Below are 17,769 nucleotides of genomic sequence, written 5' to 3'. Positions count from 1 at the left end.
CCAACCGTGCCGCGCGCGGGTCGTATCCCCTAAACCGCGCGCCGCTCCAGCACCGCGCCGATCATGTTGCGCCACACCGCTACATCGCCCGCCTGCGCCATCTCCGCATCCGGCTCGCGCAGCGTGTGCAATATCGCATAGGCATCGTCCACATGGTCGGGCCAGGCGGCATCGACAGCGCCAGCCGCGTGCGGATCGTTACCGCCACCATTCAGGCTCAACTGGCGGCCGGCCAGGACGCGGGCGATACGCTCGATCGCGGGCGTGGCGGAAGTCGGCATGTTCAAGGCTCCTCTCTCGGCGCATCATGAGCGTCTTGCCTGCGCCGTCAGCAAATTATCACGATTTACCAGCCCGCGCTATTCATCCTCTTCCTTGAAACCGGACGAGGGCACCGGCTCGCCATGGTCACCGGGCTTGGTGGCGGAGGGCGGGTCGGACGCATCCATCGAATCCATCAGCCCTTCCTCCAGCTTTTCCTCGGTCGTCACCGCATGGTCCTGCGCATCGGTGGGCCGCTCATCGCCCGCTTCCTCGCGGCTGTTGGGCCTGACATCGGTCTTGTCCGTCATATCGTTTCTCCTCGATTACGGTAATTCAACGACTTCCCCGTCGTCCCGGTTCCCGCGCCCTATCGACCGACGGGCGACGCGGTTCGACCGGCGACGCCATGCAGGGGCGACATCGCCCGCGCTCTCGCCTAAAACGCAGCCTATGATGAGCCTCACCCCCTCGCCCGATGGCGAACGCGGCGTCCCGCCCGCCGTCGCGCTCTATTCGATCCTCGGCTTCTGGTTCTTCTACGCCGTCCTCATCACCCTGCGCGCCGCCGTCATGGGGTTCGAGGCGCAGGGCGAGATGGCGCTCCGCCGCGCGATCGTCACCGCCATCGGTGTGGTCGTCACCTGGATCTTCTACCTCGGGCTGCGCCGCTTCGATCATCGGCCGCTGATCGTGCGGATCGTCGCGGCCTTCTCGCTCGCCGCGCCCTTCGCGCTCGCGACGGCGGCGGCGAACTTCAGTGTCTTCAACCTCTACGACCCGGCGGGCCTGTTCCCCGACGCCGATTACCGCAAATATGCGAGCGCAGAAGGTTTCGCGATGATGCAGATCGCCGAGGACGCGATCGGCCGCTATTTCTTCCTCGCCGCCTGGGCCGGTCTCTATCTCGCCCTCTCCTACGCCCATGAAGCGCATCGCACGGAACGCCGCGCCGCCCGGCTGGAGCGCGCCGCCCAGCAAGCGGAGCTGCGATCGCTGCGCTATCAGGTGAACCCGCATTTCCTGTTCAACACGCTCAACAGCCTGTCCTCGCTGGTGATGAAGGACCGCCGCGACGAGGCCGAGCGGATGATCCTCTCCCTCTCCAATTTCTACCGCACCAGCCTGACCGGCGACCCGCTCGACGATGTGCCGCTGGAGGAGGAAGTGCATCTCCAGACGCTGTATCTGGAGATTGAGGCGGTGCGTTTCCCCGATCGGCTGAGCACCCGCATCGCCATTCCCGACGCCTTGCTCGACGCCTGCGTGCCGGGCCTGATCCTGCAACCGCTGGTCGAAAACGCGATCAAATATGGCGTCTCGCGTACCTCCAGCCCGGTGTGCATCACCATCGCCGCGCGCGAGGAGGATGACATGCTGCATCTCGAAGTCAGCGACGATGGCGATCAGCCGCCCGGCCTCGCCGATGGCGGCAGCGGCATCGGCCTCACCAATGTCCGCGACCGGCTGCACGCGCGCTTCGGCGAGGCGGGCGCGATGGACTATGGGCCACGGGCAGGCGGCGGCTTCGCCGTGCGGCTGACCCTGCCGATCCTGCGCCGGAGCTGCTGACCATGACCATCCGCACCATGATCGTCGATGATGAGCCGCTGGCGGTCGAGCGGCTGCAAATGCTGTGCGCCCGCGAACCGCGCATCGCCCTGGTCGGCACGGCGAGCGATGGCGAGGCGGCGCTGCGGCTGGTCGAAGGGTTGCGGCCCGATCTGCTGCTGCTCGATATCGCGATGCCGCTGCTCGACGGCATCGGCGTCGCGCGTGCGGTCGGGCACATGGGGCTGCGGCCCGCCATCATTTTCGTCACCGCGTTCGAAGGATTCGCGGTGGAGGCGTTCGATCTCGCCGCCGTCGACTATCTGCTCAAGCCCGTCTCGCACGACCGGCTGTCCCGCGCCATCGACCGCGCCGAAGCCGCCCTGCGCAGCGTCGAATCCGCAGACGGCTCCGCCGGTGAAACGCCATGGGCCGAAGAATTCTGGGTGCCGCACCGATCGGAACTGGTCCGCATCGCCGCCGACCAGATCGACCGGATCGAGGCGGAGCGCGACTATATGCGCCTGCATCTCGGTCGCCACAGCTATTTGCTGCACCAGACGATCAGCGCGCTCGAAAACCGCCTGAACCCGCAGAATTTCGTCCGCCTGCACCGCTCGCACATCGTCCGGCGCGATCATATCGACCGGCTGAGGCACGATGGCAGCGGCGTGTGGTTCGCCTGCCTCACCAGCGGCGGCGAAATCCGCATCGGCCGCACCTTCCTCGCCAACGCGCGGGCGATGACCGGGCGTTAGGCGGATCGCGGGCCGGCTTACACGCAAAAAAGGGGACGGCTCATCACCGCCCCCCCTTTCTCCAACTCGCGCGGATCAGTGCGCCATCGCGACCTTGGCGTCCGTGTCCTTCACGGCCAGACGCTCGCCGCGCTCAGCCGCCGCGACCGCCGCCGCCACCGGCGCCCGCACATGCGCGAGCGCGCCGGAACGGCACTTCTGGATCGCATTCGCCGGCTCGGCCGCACACACTTTGCGCGCCGCCTGGAAAAGCCGACCGCGCAGTTCGCGCTGGTCCGCCTTGCTGGCGAGGTTGAGGTCGCCATAGCGCACCTCGAAATTCTGGCCATTGGAAATGAAGCGTTCGGCGCTGGCTGCCGACAGCGGCAACAGCGCGCCCGCGCTCAGCAGGGCGATCGGGGTGATGAAGGCATATAGGGGGCGGAACATGACGGGTCTCCTCAAATGATATTCTTGATCGGATCGCCCGGACAATCGGAGCGGTCTGACGGGTGATGCCGGGCGGGCTGCGCCCTCTGCCTGGCCTTTTTAGGTGACGGTGTGGTGACGCGCCCGCGCGCTTCGATCGGCGGCGGCATTGGTCGGCCAACGACGCGGCGGCCGATGAAAGGTCCACCACCGCCGACGAACGGCATAAACTAAGGTCGATATCCCCTCTTCAAGCCGCCGCGCCGTAAGGGAAACCGTGTCGAGCAGCAAGCGCCCGAACGCAAAAACGCCCCCGGCGCAAGGGGGCTGCCGGGGGCGAATCCGGATGCTGTCGGGGGCACCGGACCGGGGTCGGGACGATGGTGTGTCCGACGGATCGGAACGGCCTTCATCTCCATGGCGCCGTACTAGCAGCGCCGCCGTCCCCGCTCATCCTCCGTTCGACAATCCGCCCGCGCCCGGCGTCGAACGCCCCGCCGCGACGACCAACCGTCAAATCGTGTCGGCCAACGACATGTCCTGCGCCAAGGGCGGCAACCCCGCCTGCGCCAGCGCCTTGTCCAGATAGGCGTCGAACGCCTCGTCTCCCGATGCGGGGCGATGCCGCTTCCACGCCAGCCCGACCAGCCCGCGCCAGGCCGCCAGCGACTCCCGCTCCATCCGCGTGTCGGCCCGGTAGCGGCGCGCATAATAAGCGGCAGCCCGGTCAAGGGCGACCGCCTTCCACCCGCCAGGCGCGCCCACCGCCCCGAAACGCATCAGCATTTCGGTGCGAACCACATCGGCGGCGGGCGCGGCGCGCGCCGCCCGCGACCAGTCGATCACGGCCAGGCCATCCGGCGTCACGATCAGATTGGCCGGATGCAAATCGCCATGCGACAGAAGGTTCGGCTCGATCAGCTGGTCCAGCCGGTCCAGCGCCGCCGCGCGCAGCCGCTCGCCGACCGGCGCCATCTCGATATCCCCCGCCAATATCTCCTTGCGGCTCCGCAGCAAAGATGCCGTCTGCCGGTGAATACGCGCATGCAGCCGCGCCATTTCCCGCAAACCCCAGGCCAGCCGGTCGGGCCGCCGCCGCATATATTGCAACAGGTTGGGACCCGCGATCTCGGTATAGACGATCCCCTGCCGCCCCGCCTGCTCACGCCGTTCGACTGCCCGCGCAACCGGCAGCCCGGTCTCCTGCACGGCCTGCGCGATTGCATATTCCCGCTCGACGATCTGCACGCCGACACCGTCATGAAACAACTTGAGCACCAGCCCGCCTGCCAGCCGAAACACCTCCGCGCTCGCGCCCCGCGCGATGAAGGTGGATGGATCGGGCAAGCTCATCCCCCCGCCTCTGCCGCACCGGCACAGGCTTGGCCAGCGCTTTTACGGGTTGATGCCGGTGGGCGCCGTCCAGCCGTGACGGCTGGACGGCATATCGTCACCAGCCGAAGGTCATCCCGACCCTGCCACCCGTCGAGCCCTTGACAGTCGATCCGGCAAAGCCGCCGCTGACCCAGACATGGTCGCTCATCCGCGCAACAGCCGCACCGGAAAAGCCCTGCTCGCCTCGATAGGTCGCAAGGTTGAACGACACCGCGATCGTGGTGTCAGGCGGCATCATCGTTCCGCCCAGCGCCATGGCGGCGGCGATACCGCCATTGGCCCCCTTCAACTCCTTCTTGATGCCAACGATCTGTCGCTCGACTCCGCTGACCCGGCCGCCAAGACCGGAAAGCTCGCCCACATCGAGCGCTGCCGTTGCCAGGTTTCCTGCGGCATCCGTGGTGACCAAACCGATCGCACCCGATTGCGCCGCCCGGCTGGCGGACGAAGCGATGCCTGCGGTCCGATAGGTTGATGTACCGGAACCCATCACGATCTGGCCATCGCGCACGGTCGTCACATTGTCGCCGATCGCGACCGAATTGGCATATCCGGCCACTGCGCCGTTGCCGATCGCCAGACTGCCGTTGCCGATCGCCGAACTGCCGTTGCCCAGCGCCACAGCACCGTTGCCGGTGGCCGTATTATCCGCGCCGATCGCCACCGCGCCGGTCCCGGTTGCAACATTAGGATCGCCGATCGCCACCGCGCCGTTGCCGCTCGCCCGGTTGGCATAGCCGACCGAAACCGATGCGCCATTGGTCGCCTGCGCGCCGGAGCCGATGGCGACGGAATTGACGCCGCTCGCTACTGGAGCAGCGCCGCCCGTGCCCCCGTTCACCGCGAAATTGGCGGTGCGGGCAGCGGTTGCGTCCGCCGTCGCCTTAGCGGTGTTGGCGGTGTCGACAATACCGTTGGCGACGGTCAGCGCCTGCGTGGCGTCGGTGCTGGCATTGGCCACCCGTGACAGCGCCAGATTGGCCGCATCCTTGGCCTCAATGCTGGTCGTGATCGCGGTGTCGGCCTTGCCATTGGCGGTATCGGCGGTCGATTGAGCAGTGGCGGCAGCGCTCGCCGCATTGGTCGCCGTCGTCTGCGCAGTCGCGGCATTAGCCAGCGCCGTATTCGCGGTGCCCTGCGCCGTTGCCGCATTGGCGATGGCCGTATGGGCGGTCCCCTGTGCGGTTGCGGCGTTGGCGAGCGCCGTATCCGCAGTCGCCTGCGCTGCCGTAGCGTTCGCATTGGCAGCCTGCGCTGATCCGGTCACAGTCGCCAGCCCCGCCAGCGCGGCGTCCGCCTTGCCATTGGCGGTATCGGCCGTGCCCTGCGCATTGGCGGCGGCGGTTACAGCGGTGTTCGCGGTATTCTGCGCATTGGCGGCAGCACTCACAGCACCATCAGCCGTCAATTGAGCAGCGCCAGCCTTCGCGAAGGCATTGTCAGCAGTTGCTTGCGCCGTCGCAGCATTGGCAAGTGCCGTATTGGCGGTCAATTGCCCCGCATTTGCGCTGGCCATAGCGTCGTCAGCGCTCTTATTCGCCAAAGCTGCCTCAGCGATCGCACTGCCAGCTAATGCTTTTGCGTCATTGGCATTGATCCAAGCTTGATTAGCGGTATCCTGCGCTACTCCCGCACTATTTTTTGCAGCTAGTGCATTTGTAGCTACTATGCCCAATTGAGAAACATTAACAGCGTCATAAGCCTCGGTGCCCGCAGCTACATTCGTAAGCTGGCGCTGAAATCCGGGATCGAACATGCCCACTCCCGGCGTACCAAATGACACCGAATTAGCTCTATCTGCGAAAGATCCTGCACCTATTGCAACATTATTCTCATAAATTGTATGGGCACCATGTCCTATCGCTATACTGTCACGACCATCGGTATATGCATAGCTGCCCAAGGCAACACTCTGTTCTCCGTTGGCCCAAGCGTTATTTCCCACTGCAACGGTATTGTTCCAGACAGCAGATGCCGAATTCCCTATGGCAGTAGCTCCGAACAGATTCGCTCTGCTATTTGTACCGATTGCGGTTTGCCCACCGCCTGAGTCAATTAAACTTCCCGTATTGGCGCCTTTGCCGATAGCTATAGAACCATCTTCAATTGCGCTCGCTCCATTACCGAGCGCCGTTGTATTTGCTGCCGATGCTATTGCCCCTTTACCGCATTCAGTGGATTGGGCGCCAGCCCCCTCATTGCACTCCACCGTATCGTCCGCCCACGCCGCATTCGCCGCGCCCAGAGCAAGCACACTGATCCCCGCCGCGAAAGCGTGCAGCGCATTGAACTTCTTTGTCATGCAAAAATCCCCCCTATGAAATGCGGGGAATGGACGACCGAGTACGACGCACCCGAATCGATCCAACCTTCTCCCCCACATCATCGTTAAGCGGCGCTTGATGAATCGAAAAGCCTGTTTCCAACGGAGTTATTCTTCGCGCCCGGCACCCTTCTCTTTCCGGCCCGGCCTCTTATCTCCGAATATTCGGCGCGGCTAAAACCCTTGCTCACGCCTCGCCGAACAAATAAAGAACGGACATATGAGCCTTACCCACATCCCAAAGCAGAGGTTTACCGAATGCTGACCCACATCAGCGTCCGCGGCGCGCGCGAGCACAATCTCAAGGGCGTCGACGTCGATCTGCCGCGCGACTCCCTCATCGTCATCACCGGCCTGTCCGGCTCCGGCAAATCCTCCCTCGCCTTCGACACCATCTATGCCGAAGGGCAGCGCCGCTATGTGGAGAGCCTCTCCGCCTATGCGCGTCAGTTTCTGGAGATGATGCAGAAGCCCGATGTCGAACATATCGAGGGCCTGTCCCCCGCCATCTCCATCGAGCAGAAAACCACCAGCCGCAATCCGCGCTCGACCGTCGCGACCGTCACCGAAATCTACGACTATATGCGGCTTCTGTGGGCGCGCGTCGGCATCCCCTATTCGCCCGTCACCGGCCTGCCGATCAGCGCGCAGACGGTCAGCCAGATGGTCGATCGCGTGATGCTCCTGCCGCAAGGCACGCGCTTCTACCTGCTCGCGCCCGTCGTGCGCGGCCGCAAGGGCGAATATCGCAAGGAACTCGCCGAATGGCAGCGCGCCGGCTACACCCGCGTCCGCATCGACGGCGAACTTTACGATATCGAGGACGCCCCCGCGCTCGACAAGAAATATAAGCATGACATCGAAGTCGTGGTCGATCGGCTCGCGGTCGAAGCCGACATGGCCACCCGCCTCGCCGACAGTTTCGAACAGGCGCTGAAACTCGCCGATGGCCTGGCCTTCATCGATCTGGCGGATGGCGTCGTCCCCGGCCGCGAAGAAGAGGCCGCGCCCGACAAGAAGATGAAAGGCGCCGGCATCCCCGCCAACCGCATCGTCTTTTCCGAAAAATTCGCCTGCCCCGTCAGCGGCTTCACGATCGCGGAGATCGAGCCGCGCCTCTTCTCCTTCAACGCCCCGATGGGCGCGTGCCCCGCCTGCGACGGCCTCGGCGAAAAACAGTTGTTCGACCCGGAGCTGGTCGTCCCCAACGAGGCCCTGTCGCTCAAAAAGGGCGCGGTCGTCCCCTGGGCCAAATCCAACCCGCCAAGCCCCTATTATATGCAGGTGCTCGGCAGCCTCGCCAAAGAGTTCGGCTTCTCGCTCGACACCCCCTGGACCGACCTCCCCGCCGACGTCCATCACATCATCCTCCACGGAACGGGCGGCAAGCCGGTCACGCTCAAATTCATGGACGGCCGCAAAAGCTACGAGGTCAAGAAAGCGTTCGAGGGCGTCATCGGCAACCTCAACCGCCGCCTGCTCCAGACCGAATCCGCCTGGATGCGCGAGGAACTCTCCAAATATCAGCGCGCCCAGCCCTGCGAAACCTGCCACGGCGCACGCCTCAAGCCCGAAGCGCTCGCCGTCAAGATCGCAGGCGAAGACATTTCCCTCTCCACCCGCCGCTCCGTGGTGGATGCGCTCGCCTTCTTCACCGCGATGCCCGATCACCTGACCGAGCAGCAGAACCAGATCGCCCGCGCCATCCTCAAGGAAATCGTCGAGCGCCTCGGCTTCCTCAACAATGTCGGCCTCGACTATCTGAACCTCGACCGCACCAGCGGCACCCTGTCGGGCGGCGAATCCCAGCGCATCCGCCTCGCCTCCCAGATCGGCAGCGGCCTGTCCGGCGTCCTCTACGTCCTCGACGAACCCAGCATCGGCCTGCATCAGCGCGACAATGACCGGCTGCTCGTCACGCTCAAACGCCTGCGCGACCTCGGCAACAGCGTCATCGTCGTGGAGCATGACGAGGATGCGATCCGCCACGCCGACTATATCGTGGATATGGGTCCGGGCGCGGGCGTCCATGGCGGCCAGATCGTCGCGCAGGGCACGCTGCAACAAATCCTCAAGGCCAAGGACAGCCTCACCGCCGACTATCTCAACGGCACCCGCCGCATCGACGTGCCGCCCAAGCGCCGCAAGGGCAATGGCAAGAAGATCACCGTCCACAACGCCCGCGCCAACAATCTGCGCGGCGTCACGGCCTCCATCCCGCTCGGCACCTTCACCTGCATCACCGGCGTCTCCGGCTCGGGCAAGTCCAGCTTCACCATCGACACGCTCTACGCCGCCAGCGCCCGCGCGCTCAACGGCGCGCGCATCCTCGCCGGCGCGCATGACAAGGTGACGGGCCTCGAACATTGCGACAAGGTGATCGACATCGACCAGTCGCCCATCGGCCGCACCCCCCGCTCCAACCCGGCGACCTATACCGGCGCCTTCACCAACATCCGCGACTGGTTCGCGGGCCTGCCCGAAGCGCAGGCGCGCGGCTACAAGCCCGGCCGCTTTTCGTTCAACGTCAAGGGCGGCCGCTGCGAAGCCTGCACCGGCGACGGTCTGCTCAAGATCGAGATGCACTTCCTCCCCGACGTCTACGTCACCTGCGACGTGTGCCACGGCGCGCGCTACAATCGCGAAACGCTGGAGGTGAAATTCAAGGGCCACTCGATCGCCGACATTCTCGACATGACGGTCGAGGACGCGGTGGAATTCTTCAAGGCCGTCCCCCCGATCCGCGACAAGATGGCGATGCTCGCCGAAGTCGGCCTCGGCTATGTCAAGGTCGGCCAGCAGGCGACGACCCTGTCCGGCGGCGAAGCCCAGCGCGTCAAACTCGCCAAGGAACTCGCCCGCCGCGCCACCGGCCAGACCCTCTACATCCTCGACGAACCCACCACCGGCCTGCATTTCGAGGACGTCCGCAAGTTATTGGAGGTCCTCCACGCGCTGGTCGAACAGGGCAACAGCGTGGTAGTGATCGAACATAATCTCGACGTCATCAAGACCGCCGACTGGATCATCGACATGGGGCCGGAGGGCGGCGTCAAGGGCGGCGAGGTTGTGGCGGAAGGCACGCCGGAGAAGGTCGCGAAGGAGCCGCGGTCATTTACGGGGCATTATCTCGCGCCGCTGTTGGGGTTGGAGAGTGTGGCGGCGGAGTGATGCTATGAAATTGCCAACACTTGTGATTTACTCGTAATAGGCAAGTCGATGCGAATAGGCGTAAATGGGAGGGCAATTTCTTGGAAGATCAGCAAAGCGCAGTCGAAGCCGTTGAGGTATTGGAAAAAGAGAATTCCGATGCAGGTGCAGAAGCACCCCACGATTCCGCCGCGTCCCCTACCAAGGAATTCATTCAACCTAAGGCAGTAGGCAAACCTAGCTCTGCTAAGAAAACGCCAAAGATCGCGCAAAAAACTAAAGCTGCCGCTGTTACTTCTAAGTCAAAATCGATGCAGCCGGCCGTATCCAATCCAAAGCAAACGGCACAACCAAAAACAGCTCCAGCACCTTGGACGTTCCCAAAAAACTCGTTAGAAGACACGTTATTAGTTGTCCGCGCGATCGAAGAGCAAAATGGCGGAAATCCGATGAAATCGGATATGCTTGTTAAAGCTGTGGGATTTAATACGGTAAATGATTGGCGCTATTTGGAATTATTACGATCGTCAAATCAGTATGGTATTGTTGAAGGAAGTGGTCGCCATGCGACTGTTAAACTAACTGAAATTGGGCAAAATATAGTGGCGCCAAGCTCTCCAAAGGCTCGCCAAAATGCTTTAGTTAGCGCCTTTCATAATGTTGACCAATTTTCCAAAGTCGAGCAGTTTTATAGCGGGAAAAAACTTCCCGAGGACGAATTTTTTGAAAACACCCTAATCCGAGATTTCAAAATCCCAAGAGAAAGGGTGAAATCGTTTATTGATATTTTTACAAAAAATCTTAACTATTTGCATGCCTTCCGCTCTCCTATAGGTATTGATCGCGGTCAGGAAGATCAGTCATCATTTGCGCAGCGACAGCCCTACGTTCCTCCTGCCGATGAGCAGGTGGAGGGCACACGCACATTCCTAGATACTTGTTTTGTAATGATGCCATTTGGACAATGGCTAGACCAGTATTATCGTGAGATCTTTGTACCAGCGATCAAGGACGCTGGAATGGAACCTGTGAGAGGTGATGAACTTTTCAGCACTGGTTCTGTAATTGAACAAATATGGGATCAGGTCCAGAGAGCAAAGGTGTTGTTGGCTGATTTATCGGGAAAAAACGCTAACGTGTTTTATGAACTTGGACTTGCTCACGCTGCATGCAAGCCTGTTGTGTTTACAACTAGCAGCCTTGAGGATGTCCCGTTTGATCTACGTCACCTTAGAGTGGTTACTTATGATATTCGTGATCCTGCATGGGGCGTAAAACTACAGAAATCATTGGCGACCTATCTGCGAGCGGCGAAGACAGATCCTGAGAAATCGGTTCCTCAACCATTTAGGCGATTGGGTGCGGAATCGTGAACGGAAATTGCGATGACCGGGGCAACAATGCCTAAATTAGGGTGAGTTTGCCAAATCCCCCTTACTCGCTCCGCCTCGTCCCCTTCAATACCTCAGCTCAGCCCCCGCGATCACCGCATCCAGCACGGGCCGAAACAACCGCTCCGGCAAGAACCCACAATAAGGCGTCACTTCGCCATCCCGCCGGATCGGCCGCACATCCGGCCCCGGCCAGATGAAGCGGTTGATTTCCGTCACCATGATCCAGCACCGCTCCGCATCCAGCCCCAGATGCGCCTTGACCCGCGCCGGCACCTCGAAGCCCCGCGCCGCCCGGAGCGGCGGCTGGGTCGTGACTGGCACGACCAGCAATTCCATTCGCTCACCCACGACCTTGCGGGAAATGACGACCACGACCGGCCGGTCCTTCCGCCCATCCTCTTCGCCGCGCCCAGGCGTGTTGGCTTGGACGGAAAGTCATGGCATAAATCGCGCATGACCAAGCTTACCCCCATCGAGTCCGAGTTCGCGACGACCGAGGAAGCCGAGGCGTACGACGCCTGGTTCCGGGCGAAGGTCGAGACGAGGCTTGCGTCCAAAAGCTCCGGCATCCCGCATGATGAGGCAATGGCCCGGATGCAAAGGATCATCGACCGGCGCAAGAACGGCTGATGCTGCCACTGATCTGGCTTGAAGAAGCGCTGGACGATCTCGAAGGTATTATCGATTTCATAGAATCGCAAAATCCGGCGGCCGCCGCGCGGCTTGGCGCTGCCGCTCGCAACACAGCGGAGCGCCAGCCAGAACATCCCTACATATATCGCGGCGACCGCGCGCCGGGCACACGTGAGGCGATAATAACGCCTAATTACATTCTCGTCTATCGCGTCAGGTCGGACGCTATCGAAATCATAGCCATTCTCTACACTCGCCAACAATATCCCTGAAAATCCTATTCGCTGTCCTACACGCCCCGATCTGCCTACCCTCGGCAAACCCTCCCCTCCCACGGAGCTTTGCCATGTCCTTCCACTCCCCCGCCCCGCACGTCCTCGCCCCCTCGGCCCAAACCCGCGCCGATGGCTGGTCGCCCGCGCGCCAGCGCCGCTTCGTCGAGACGCTCGCCGCCACCGGCATCATCCGCCTCGCCTGCGAAGCCGTCCGCATCTCGACGCGCTCGGCCTACACGCTCCGCATCCGCCGCGATGGCGCGGCCTTCCGCCTCGGCTGGGACGCGGCGATCCTCATCGCCCGCGCGCGACTTGCCGACGATCTGCTCGCCCGCGCGCTGACCGGCACCACCGACACGATCCGCCGTGACGAGGATAATGTCGAAGTCACCCGCCACCGCCACGACAATCGCCTGGCCATGTCGATGCTCGCGCGGCTCGATCGCATGGCCGACAGCCCGGCCGAAGGCACTGACGCCGCGCTCGCCCGCATCGTCGCGCAGGATTTCGCCGCCTATTGCGACATGCTCTGCCCGGAAGACGACGCCCGCGCGCAAGCCGAACAGGATGATCTCCCCCGCCCCGGCGCCGAGCCGTCCGCGCGATCGATGGAGGACGCGCGGCTGCTCGATGGCTCCATGCCCGATCTGCCGCCGCCCGCGCTGGAGGCCGCCGCCACCCTCTCGCCGGGCGCGTCCACCGCTCTGTTCGTCGCCGCGCGCATGGCGCTGGGCAAGGCGGAATCGCCCGCGCCCCACCCCCTCCAGCAACGGTGTGAACTTCCGCCCCCGATCGATCTCATGACCCTGCCGCCACAGGAAGCGGCGGACCATTTGCGCAGCCTGTGGTGGGATGAGGAGGCGGAGGGGTGGCGCACCGATTTCCCCGCCCCGTACGGGTTCGACGGCGAACAGACCGGGCCGGATTATGATATCGACGCCTATGAGCGCGCCCTCAGCCCGGACGAGCAAGCCGCCCTGCACGCGCGGCAGGCGGCGGACCGCGCACCCTATCTCGCCGCCGCCGCCCGCGCCCGCGACCTGTTTTTCGCCTCGCTCGCCGCAGCACCCGCTCCTGATGAGCCGGTCTCCTGACGGGACAGCCGTCCCGGCCGCCGATTTGCTATTTGCCCGGCCGGGGCCTATACAGGGGGTGCTACAGTCGCAAATCGACGGTTTTCGGCGCTTTGCGGCACCAACTTCCTTCTTTCCCTGCCCCGATAGCAACCCGGTTCGTCCACACGGGGCGCGCCGCATCAGAAAGAAAGGACGCTCTCATGAGCATCACCGGCACCGTCAAATTTTTCAACGCCGACAAGGGCTATGGCTTCATCGCGCCGGATACGGGCGGCAATGACGCCTTCGTTCACATCAGCGCCGTCGAGCGTTCGGGTCTCGCGACCCTGCGCGAAAAGGACCGCGTGTCCTATGATCTGGAGCAGGACAAGCGCGGCAAGATGGCTGCGGTGAACATCGCCCACGCCGAATAATCGGCCCGGCCCGGATCGGGCGCGCATCGTCTCAAGGGGTTGCGCGCCCGGCCCACATCCTTCCTTTTCAAGGAGACCTTCATGGCCGCCACCGATTATCGCACCCTCGCCGCCCAGGCGCATGCGGACGCCGAAGCCGCAACCCTCGCCAATGTCCGCGACCGCTGCCTGCGCGCCGAATCCGCCTGGCTCGCCATGGCCAGTCGCCAAGACAGCGTCGATACCGCCCGCGCCCGCCGCGAGGCCGAAGCCGAAACCCGCCGCGACGCCCTGCCCCTGCCTCCCGCCGGCGCATAAGCGCTTTCAGGACGCGGAACCCATCCCAAGGCCGCCCGTTACGTCCATCGAGTTTAGATGAACGCAACAAGGAGCCAGTTCATGATCCGCACCCTGATTTTCGGCGCCATCGCAGGCTATGTCGGCAAAAAGCTCTATGACGAGGGCAAGCTGACCGAATTCAAGAACGACATCACCGCCCGCTACGACCAGGCCAAGGCCGATCTCGCTGCCAAGCGCGACACGGCTACGCCCGCGTCCGCATCGGGCAGCGCGGTCACGACTCCCTCGGCGACCAGCTTCAACTAAAGTCGACGCAATTTCCCGTCGGGCGCAAAAAAGGGCGCGATCCTCACCGGATCGCGCCCTGATTTGTCACTATTGGGCCATCAAAGCTTCGATGTCAGCTCCGGCACCAGCTTGAACAGATCACCGACCAGGCCGTAATCCGCCACCTGGAAGATCGGCGCATCCTCATCCTTGTTGATGGCGATGATGGTCTTGCTGTCCTTCATACCGGCCAGATGCTGGATCGCACCGGAGATCCCGACCGCGACATAGACTTCCGGCGCGACGATCTTGCCGGTCTGACCAACCTGATAGTCATTGGGCACATAGCCCGCATCGACCGCAGCACGGCTCGCACCGACAGCAGCGCCAAGCTTGTCGGCCAGCGGGAAGATCACTTCCTCAAAGGTCGGACCGTCCTTGAGCGCCCGGCCACCCGACACGATGATCTTGGCGGACGTCAGTTCAGGACGCTCCAGCTTGGCGATTTCCGCGCCGACGAAGCTCGCCAGACCCTTGTCACCCGTCGAAGCAACGGCCTCGACGGCACCGGAGCCACCCTCGCTCGCCGCCTTCTCGAACGCGGTGCCGCGAACGGTGATCACCTTCTTGGCATCCTTCGACTTGACCGTGGCGATCGCGTTGCCGGCGTAGATTGGACGCGTGAACGTGTCCTCGCTCTCGACCGACAGGATGTCGCTGATCTGCATCACGTCGAGCAGAGCTGCGACGCGCGGCGCGATATTCTTGCCGTTGCTGGTGGCGGGCGCGACGAAGGCGTCATGATGCCCCATCAGTTCGACGATCAGCGGCGCGACATTTTCCGGCAGCGCGTGCGCAAAAGCCGCGTCGTCGGCGACATGGACCTTGCCGACACCGGCGATCTTGGCGGCAGCGGCAGCGACGCCATCGACGCCCGATCCAGCGACCAGCAGATGCACTTCACCCAGCTTCGCAGCGGCGGTGACAGCGGAAAGCGTCGCGTCCTTGACGGCGCCGCCTTCATGTTCAACCCAGACAAGCGTCTTCATGCGGCAACTCCCAGAGCTTTCAGCTTTGCAACCAGTTCATCGACATCGGCGACCTTGACGCCAGCGGAGCGCTTGGCAGGCTCCACGACCTTGAGCGTCTCCAGACGCGGCGCAATATCCACGCCATAATCGGCAGGCGTCTTGGTCGCGAGCGGCTTCGACTTCGCCTTCATGATGTTGGGCAGCGACGCATAGCGCGGCTCGTTGAGGCGCAGGTCGGTGGTGATGATCGCGGGCGTGTTGAGCTTGACCGTCTCCAGGCCGCCGTCGACTTCGCGCGTCACATTGACCTTGTCGCCCTCGACTTCGACCTTGCTGGCGAAGGTGCCCTGCGGCAGATTGAGCAGCGCGGCCAGCATCTGGCCGGTCTGGTTGCTGTCGTCGTCGATCGCCTGCTTGCCCAGAATGATGAGGCTCGCGCCTTCTTCTTCCTGCACCTTGGCGAGCAGCTTGGCGACGCCCAGCGGCTCGACTTCATCGTCGGTCTGGATGAGGATCGCGCGATCCGCGCCCATGGCTAGGCTGGTGCGCAGCGTTTCCTGCGCCTTGGCGACGCCGATCGACACTGCGATCACTTCAGTCGCCACGCCCTTTTCCTTCAGACGAATGGCTTCCTCGACGGCGATCTCGTCGAACGGATTCATGCTCATCTTGACGTTGGCCAGGTCGACGCCCGTGCCATCCGCCTTGACGCGCGGTTTCACATTATAGTCGATCACCCGCTTCACGGGGACAAGGATCTTCATTGCAACATCCTCCGGTTAAATATCTTGTCGGCCGATATGCCGACAGGGACGCGACGACCCGCATATCGGGTCGCCACGTCCCATGGCTAATTCCATCAATGACTGGGGTGGATCAGGCCACCTTCTTCACCTCAGCCACGATCTTGCGAGCGGCATCACCCAGATCGTCGGCAGGAACGATCGCCAGGCCCGAACCGGCGAGGATGTCCTTGCCCTGCTGGACGTTGGTGCCTTCCAGACGGACGACGAGGGGAACCGACAGGTTCACTTCCTTGGCGGCCGCCACGATACCATCGGCGATGATGTCGCACTTCATGATGCCACCGAAGATGTTGACGAGGATGCCCTTGACCGCCGGATCGCTCAGAATGATCTTGAACGCAGCCGTCACCTTTTCCTTGCTCGCGCCGCCACCGACGTCGAGGAAGTTGGCGGGGAACATGCCGTTGAGCTTGATGATGTCCATCGTCGCCATGGCGAGGCCGGCGCCGTTCACCATGCAGCCGATGTCGCCATCCAGCTTGATGTAGGCGAGGTCATATTTGGACGCTTCGAGTTCAGCGGGATCTTCCTCGCTCTCGTCGCGCAGCGCCATCAGATCCTTGTGGCGGAACAGCGCGTTGCCGTCGAAGCCGACCTTGGCGTCGAGCACCAGCAGATTGCCCTGCTCTGTCAGCGCCAGCGGATTGATCTCGATCTGCTCGGCATCGGTCGCCACGAAGGCGTTATAGAGCGATTCCGCAACCTTGGCAGCCTGCTTGGAAAGATCGCCGGTCAGGCCCAGCGCGGCAGCGACGGTGCGACCATGATGCGGCTGGAAGCCGGTGGCGGGATCGACCGAGAAGCTGTGGATCTTCTCCGGCGTCGAATGCGCCACTTCCTCAATGTCCATGCCGCCTTCGGTCGACACGACGAAAGCGACCTGGCTCGAGGCGCGATCAACCAGCAGCGCGAGGTAGAATTCCTTGGCGATGTCCGCGCCGTCGGTGATGTACAGGCGGTTGACCTGCTTGCCCGCGTCGCCGGTCTGGATCGTCACCAGCGTGTTGCCCAGCATATCGGTCGCGTGCGCCTTGACCTCATCGAGGTTGAACGCCAGGCGGACGCCGCCCTTCGCGTCAGCAGCCAGTTCCTTGAACTTGCCCTTGCCACGACCGCCTGCATGGATCTGCGACTTCACGACATAGAGCGGTCCGGGCAGCTTCTTGGCCGCTTCCACCGCTTCATCGACGGAAAAGGCGGCATGGCCGGCAGCGATCGGCGCGCCATATTTCGCGAGAAGCTCTTTGGCCTGATATTCGTGAATGTTCATGGGGCAGCCCCGTCCTTTACGATGCTTCGGTGATGCGGCGGCTTAAGCACAGGGTCGCGGCTGAAACCAGCCTATTTTGCAAAGTCATTTTGCAAAATTGCAAAGATTTTAGCACCCGGTTCGGCGCATATTGCGAAATCCTGCCCTAGAAGGCGCAGACAAGTGCCGACTTGCTGGTGACGAGAAATATCTCGGGATCGTCCAGTGCACGCACCTTGCGAAGGAAATGATCGACGCTCATTTCTCCGGCATCGGTTTTGCGGAGAGAGGCCAGCGACTGCAACTGTCGCAGCTGACCAAGACTCAGCCGATCAACCATCCGCTTTGCCATACAGTCTGCCATACGCGGTGAAAGGCCGGCATCGACCAGGCCGGCACGCACCCGAGATTCGGGCGAAAGGCTGGCGCAGCTCGAAAGGAACAGCATGACAGCCAGGATGGGGAAAGAGCGACGAACGGTAGTGAGCATAATGGCTTTC

19 protein-coding genes and 2 pseudogenes are annotated in these 17,769 nt (G+C 62.9%); 10 read left to right on the top strand and 11 right to left on the bottom strand.

Going from position 1 to position 17,769, the window contains the following annotated elements:
• Nucleotides 1-29 precede the first annotated feature (29 nt).
• Both ACODSN_RS01510 and ACODSN_RS01505 read right to left on the bottom strand, forming a co-directional pair.
• The gene (locus ACODSN_RS01510) at nucleotides 30-281 is read right to left on the bottom strand and encodes a hypothetical protein (protein WP_489052556.1); all 252 of its coding nucleotides are present in this window, start codon (nucleotides 279-281) and stop codon (nucleotides 30-32) included.
• 78 nt (nucleotides 282-359) lie between these two features.
• Complete coding sequence (locus tag ACODSN_RS01505; protein WP_489052555.1) at nucleotides 360-572, bottom strand: hypothetical protein; 213 nt, start codon at nucleotides 570-572, stop codon at nucleotides 360-362.
• Nucleotides 573-717: 145 nt separating this feature from the next.
• Here ACODSN_RS01505 and ACODSN_RS01500 point away from each other — a divergent pair, with 145 nt between their 5' ends.
• A complete protein-coding gene (locus ACODSN_RS01500; RefSeq protein ID WP_489052621.1) occupies nucleotides 718-1,833 on the top strand; it encodes a sensor histidine kinase in 1,116 nt (371 codons plus the stop codon).
• Nucleotides 1,834-1,835: 2 nt separating this feature from the next.
• Nucleotides 1,836-2,570 carry a LytR/AlgR family response regulator transcription factor gene (locus ACODSN_RS01495; protein ID WP_489052553.1) on the top strand — a complete coding sequence of 245 codons (735 nt, stop codon included), beginning with the start codon at nucleotides 1,836-1,838 and terminating at the stop codon, nucleotides 2,568-2,570.
• A 75-nt stretch (nucleotides 2,571-2,645) separates the two neighbouring features.
• On the opposite strand, the gene ACODSN_RS01490 is transcribed toward ACODSN_RS01495, so the two are convergent.
• The 4 genes and pseudogenes from ACODSN_RS01490 to ACODSN_RS01475 all read right to left on the bottom strand — a co-directional run.
• The gene (locus ACODSN_RS01490) at nucleotides 2,646-2,999 is read right to left on the bottom strand and encodes a UrcA family protein (RefSeq protein WP_489052552.1); all 354 of its coding nucleotides are present in this window, start codon (nucleotides 2,997-2,999) and stop codon (nucleotides 2,646-2,648) included.
• 492 nt (nucleotides 3,000-3,491) lie between these two features.
• Nucleotides 3,492-4,331: a phosphotransferase family protein gene (locus ACODSN_RS01485; protein ID WP_489052551.1), complete on the bottom strand. Its 840-nt coding sequence runs from the start codon at nucleotides 4,329-4,331 to the stop codon at nucleotides 3,492-3,494.
• A 97-nt stretch (nucleotides 4,332-4,428) separates the two neighbouring features.
• Complete coding sequence (locus ACODSN_RS01480; protein ID WP_489052620.1) at nucleotides 4,429-5,865, bottom strand: hypothetical protein; 1,437 nt, start codon at nucleotides 5,863-5,865, stop codon at nucleotides 4,429-4,431.
• Between the two features lie 402 nt (nucleotides 5,866-6,267).
• A pseudogene (locus ACODSN_RS01475) lies at nucleotides 6,268-6,675 on the bottom strand (hypothetical protein); the annotation flags it as partial.
• A gap of 279 nt (nucleotides 6,676-6,954) precedes the next feature.
• Between ACODSN_RS01475 and uvrA the strand changes: the two are divergent.
• Both uvrA and ACODSN_RS01465 read left to right on the top strand, forming a co-directional pair.
• Nucleotides 6,955-9,867, top strand: coding sequence for an excinuclease ABC subunit UvrA (gene uvrA, locus ACODSN_RS01470; protein WP_489052549.1), 2,913 nt, complete (start codon nucleotides 6,955-6,957; stop codon nucleotides 9,865-9,867).
• Nucleotides 9,868-9,947: 80 nt separating this feature from the next.
• Nucleotides 9,948-11,219: a hypothetical protein gene (locus tag ACODSN_RS01465; protein WP_489052548.1), complete on the top strand. Its 1,272-nt coding sequence runs from the start codon at nucleotides 9,948-9,950 to the stop codon at nucleotides 11,217-11,219.
• 84 nt (nucleotides 11,220-11,303) lie between these two features.
• Here ACODSN_RS01465 and ACODSN_RS01460 read toward each other — a convergent pair.
• A pseudogene (locus ACODSN_RS01460) lies at nucleotides 11,304-11,648 on the bottom strand (type II toxin-antitoxin system PemK/MazF family toxin); the annotation flags it as partial.
• A 45-nt stretch (nucleotides 11,649-11,693) separates the two neighbouring features.
• Between ACODSN_RS01460 and relB the strand changes: the two are divergent.
• The 6 genes from relB to ACODSN_RS01430 all read left to right on the top strand — a co-directional run bounded on the left by relB (nucleotide 11,694) and on the right by ACODSN_RS01430 (nucleotide 14,222).
• Nucleotides 11,694-11,870: a type II toxin-antitoxin system RelB family antitoxin gene (gene relB / locus ACODSN_RS01455; protein WP_489052546.1), complete on the top strand. Its 177-nt coding sequence runs from the start codon at nucleotides 11,694-11,696 to the stop codon at nucleotides 11,868-11,870.
• Nucleotides 11,870-12,145: a type II toxin-antitoxin system RelE/ParE family toxin gene (locus ACODSN_RS01450; RefSeq protein WP_489052544.1), complete on the top strand. Its 276-nt coding sequence runs from the start codon at nucleotides 11,870-11,872 to the stop codon at nucleotides 12,143-12,145. The genes relB and ACODSN_RS01450 overlap by 1 nt, the downstream gene beginning before the upstream one ends.
• 74 nt (nucleotides 12,146-12,219) lie before the next feature.
• Nucleotides 12,220-13,242, top strand: coding sequence for a hypothetical protein (locus ACODSN_RS01445; protein WP_489052543.1), 1,023 nt, complete (start codon nucleotides 12,220-12,222; stop codon nucleotides 13,240-13,242).
• A 182-nt stretch (nucleotides 13,243-13,424) separates the two neighbouring features.
• Entirely contained in the window at nucleotides 13,425-13,637 is a 213-nt protein-coding gene (locus tag ACODSN_RS01440; protein WP_489052542.1) for a cold-shock protein, read from the top strand.
• A gap of 81 nt (nucleotides 13,638-13,718) precedes the next feature.
• The gene (locus tag ACODSN_RS01435) at nucleotides 13,719-13,934 is read left to right on the top strand and encodes a hypothetical protein (RefSeq protein WP_489052540.1); all 216 of its coding nucleotides are present in this window, start codon (nucleotides 13,719-13,721) and stop codon (nucleotides 13,932-13,934) included.
• Between the two features lie 81 nt (nucleotides 13,935-14,015).
• Nucleotides 14,016-14,222, top strand: coding sequence for a hypothetical protein (locus ACODSN_RS01430; RefSeq protein WP_489052538.1), 207 nt, complete (start codon nucleotides 14,016-14,018; stop codon nucleotides 14,220-14,222).
• A gap of 80 nt (nucleotides 14,223-14,302) precedes the next feature.
• On the opposite strand, the gene ACODSN_RS01425 is transcribed toward ACODSN_RS01430, so the two are convergent.
• From ACODSN_RS01425 to ACODSN_RS01410, 4 genes are all read right to left on the bottom strand, one after another.
• Nucleotides 14,303-15,232 (bottom strand): electron transfer flavoprotein subunit alpha/FixB family protein, encoded by a 930-nt coding sequence (locus tag ACODSN_RS01425; RefSeq protein ID WP_489052537.1) that lies wholly within the window; start codon nucleotides 15,230-15,232, stop codon nucleotides 14,303-14,305.
• Nucleotides 15,229-15,978 carry an electron transfer flavoprotein subunit beta/FixA family protein gene (locus ACODSN_RS01420; protein ID WP_489052536.1) on the bottom strand — a complete coding sequence of 250 codons (750 nt, stop codon included), beginning with the start codon at nucleotides 15,976-15,978 and terminating at the stop codon, nucleotides 15,229-15,231. The genes ACODSN_RS01425 and ACODSN_RS01420 overlap by 4 nt, the downstream gene beginning before the upstream one ends.
• A gap of 112 nt (nucleotides 15,979-16,090) precedes the next feature.
• Nucleotides 16,091-17,290, bottom strand: coding sequence for an ADP-forming succinate--CoA ligase subunit beta (sucC, locus tag ACODSN_RS01415; protein ID WP_489052535.1), 1,200 nt, complete (start codon nucleotides 17,288-17,290; stop codon nucleotides 16,091-16,093).
• 145 nt (nucleotides 17,291-17,435) lie between these two features.
• Complete coding sequence (locus tag ACODSN_RS01410) at nucleotides 17,436-17,759, bottom strand: hypothetical protein (RefSeq protein WP_489052533.1); 324 nt, start codon at nucleotides 17,757-17,759, stop codon at nucleotides 17,436-17,438.
• Nucleotides 17,760-17,769 lie beyond the last annotated feature (10 nt).

Source organism: Sphingobium sp. FG11 (assembly GCF_057809915.1).
This window is presented reverse-complemented; position numbering and strand designations above follow the sequence as displayed.

Bases quoted from the DNA above. Each gene is read 5' to 3' on its own strand.
- ACODSN_RS01500 (WP_489052621.1), top strand. From the start codon at position 718: ATGAGCCTCACCCCCTCGCCCGATGGCGAACGCGGCGTCCCGCCCGCC.
- ACODSN_RS01420 (WP_489052536.1), bottom strand. From the start codon at position 15,978: ATGAAGATCCTTGTCCCCGTGAAGCGGGTGATCGACTATAATGTGAAA.
- relB (WP_489052546.1), top strand. From the start codon at position 11,694: ATGACCAAGCTTACCCCCATCGAGTCCGAGTTCGCGACGACCGAGGAA.
- ACODSN_RS01425 (WP_489052537.1), bottom strand. From the start codon at position 15,232: ATGAAGACGCTTGTCTGGGTTGAACATGAAGGCGGCGCCGTCAAGGAC.
- ACODSN_RS01490 (WP_489052552.1), bottom strand. From the start codon at position 2,999: ATGTTCCGCCCCCTATATGCCTTCATCACCCCGATCGCCCTGCTGAGC.
- sucC (WP_489052535.1), bottom strand. From the start codon at position 17,290: ATGAACATTCACGAATATCAGGCCAAAGAGCTTCTCGCGAAATATGGC.
- ACODSN_RS01430 (WP_489052538.1), top strand. From the start codon at position 14,016: ATGATCCGCACCCTGATTTTCGGCGCCATCGCAGGCTATGTCGGCAAA.
- ACODSN_RS01440 (WP_489052542.1), top strand. From the start codon at position 13,425: ATGAGCATCACCGGCACCGTCAAATTTTTCAACGCCGACAAGGGCTAT.
- ACODSN_RS01495 (WP_489052553.1), top strand. From the start codon at position 1,836: ATGACCATCCGCACCATGATCGTCGATGATGAGCCGCTGGCGGTCGAG.
- uvrA (WP_489052549.1), top strand. From the start codon at position 6,955: ATGCTGACCCACATCAGCGTCCGCGGCGCGCGCGAGCACAATCTCAAG.
- ACODSN_RS01435 (WP_489052540.1), top strand. From the start codon at position 13,719: ATGGCCGCCACCGATTATCGCACCCTCGCCGCCCAGGCGCATGCGGAC.
- ACODSN_RS01505 (WP_489052555.1), bottom strand. From the start codon at position 572: ATGACGGACAAGACCGATGTCAGGCCCAACAGCCGCGAGGAAGCGGGC.
- ACODSN_RS01485 (WP_489052551.1), bottom strand. From the start codon at position 4,331: ATGAGCTTGCCCGATCCATCCACCTTCATCGCGCGGGGCGCGAGCGCG.
- ACODSN_RS01410 (WP_489052533.1), bottom strand. From the start codon at position 17,759: ATGCTCACTACCGTTCGTCGCTCTTTCCCCATCCTGGCTGTCATGCTG.
- ACODSN_RS01445 (WP_489052543.1), top strand. From the start codon at position 12,220: ATGTCCTTCCACTCCCCCGCCCCGCACGTCCTCGCCCCCTCGGCCCAA.
- ACODSN_RS01450 (WP_489052544.1), top strand. From the start codon at position 11,870: ATGCTGCCACTGATCTGGCTTGAAGAAGCGCTGGACGATCTCGAAGGT.
- ACODSN_RS01510 (WP_489052556.1), bottom strand. From the start codon at position 281: ATGCCGACTTCCGCCACGCCCGCGATCGAGCGTATCGCCCGCGTCCTG.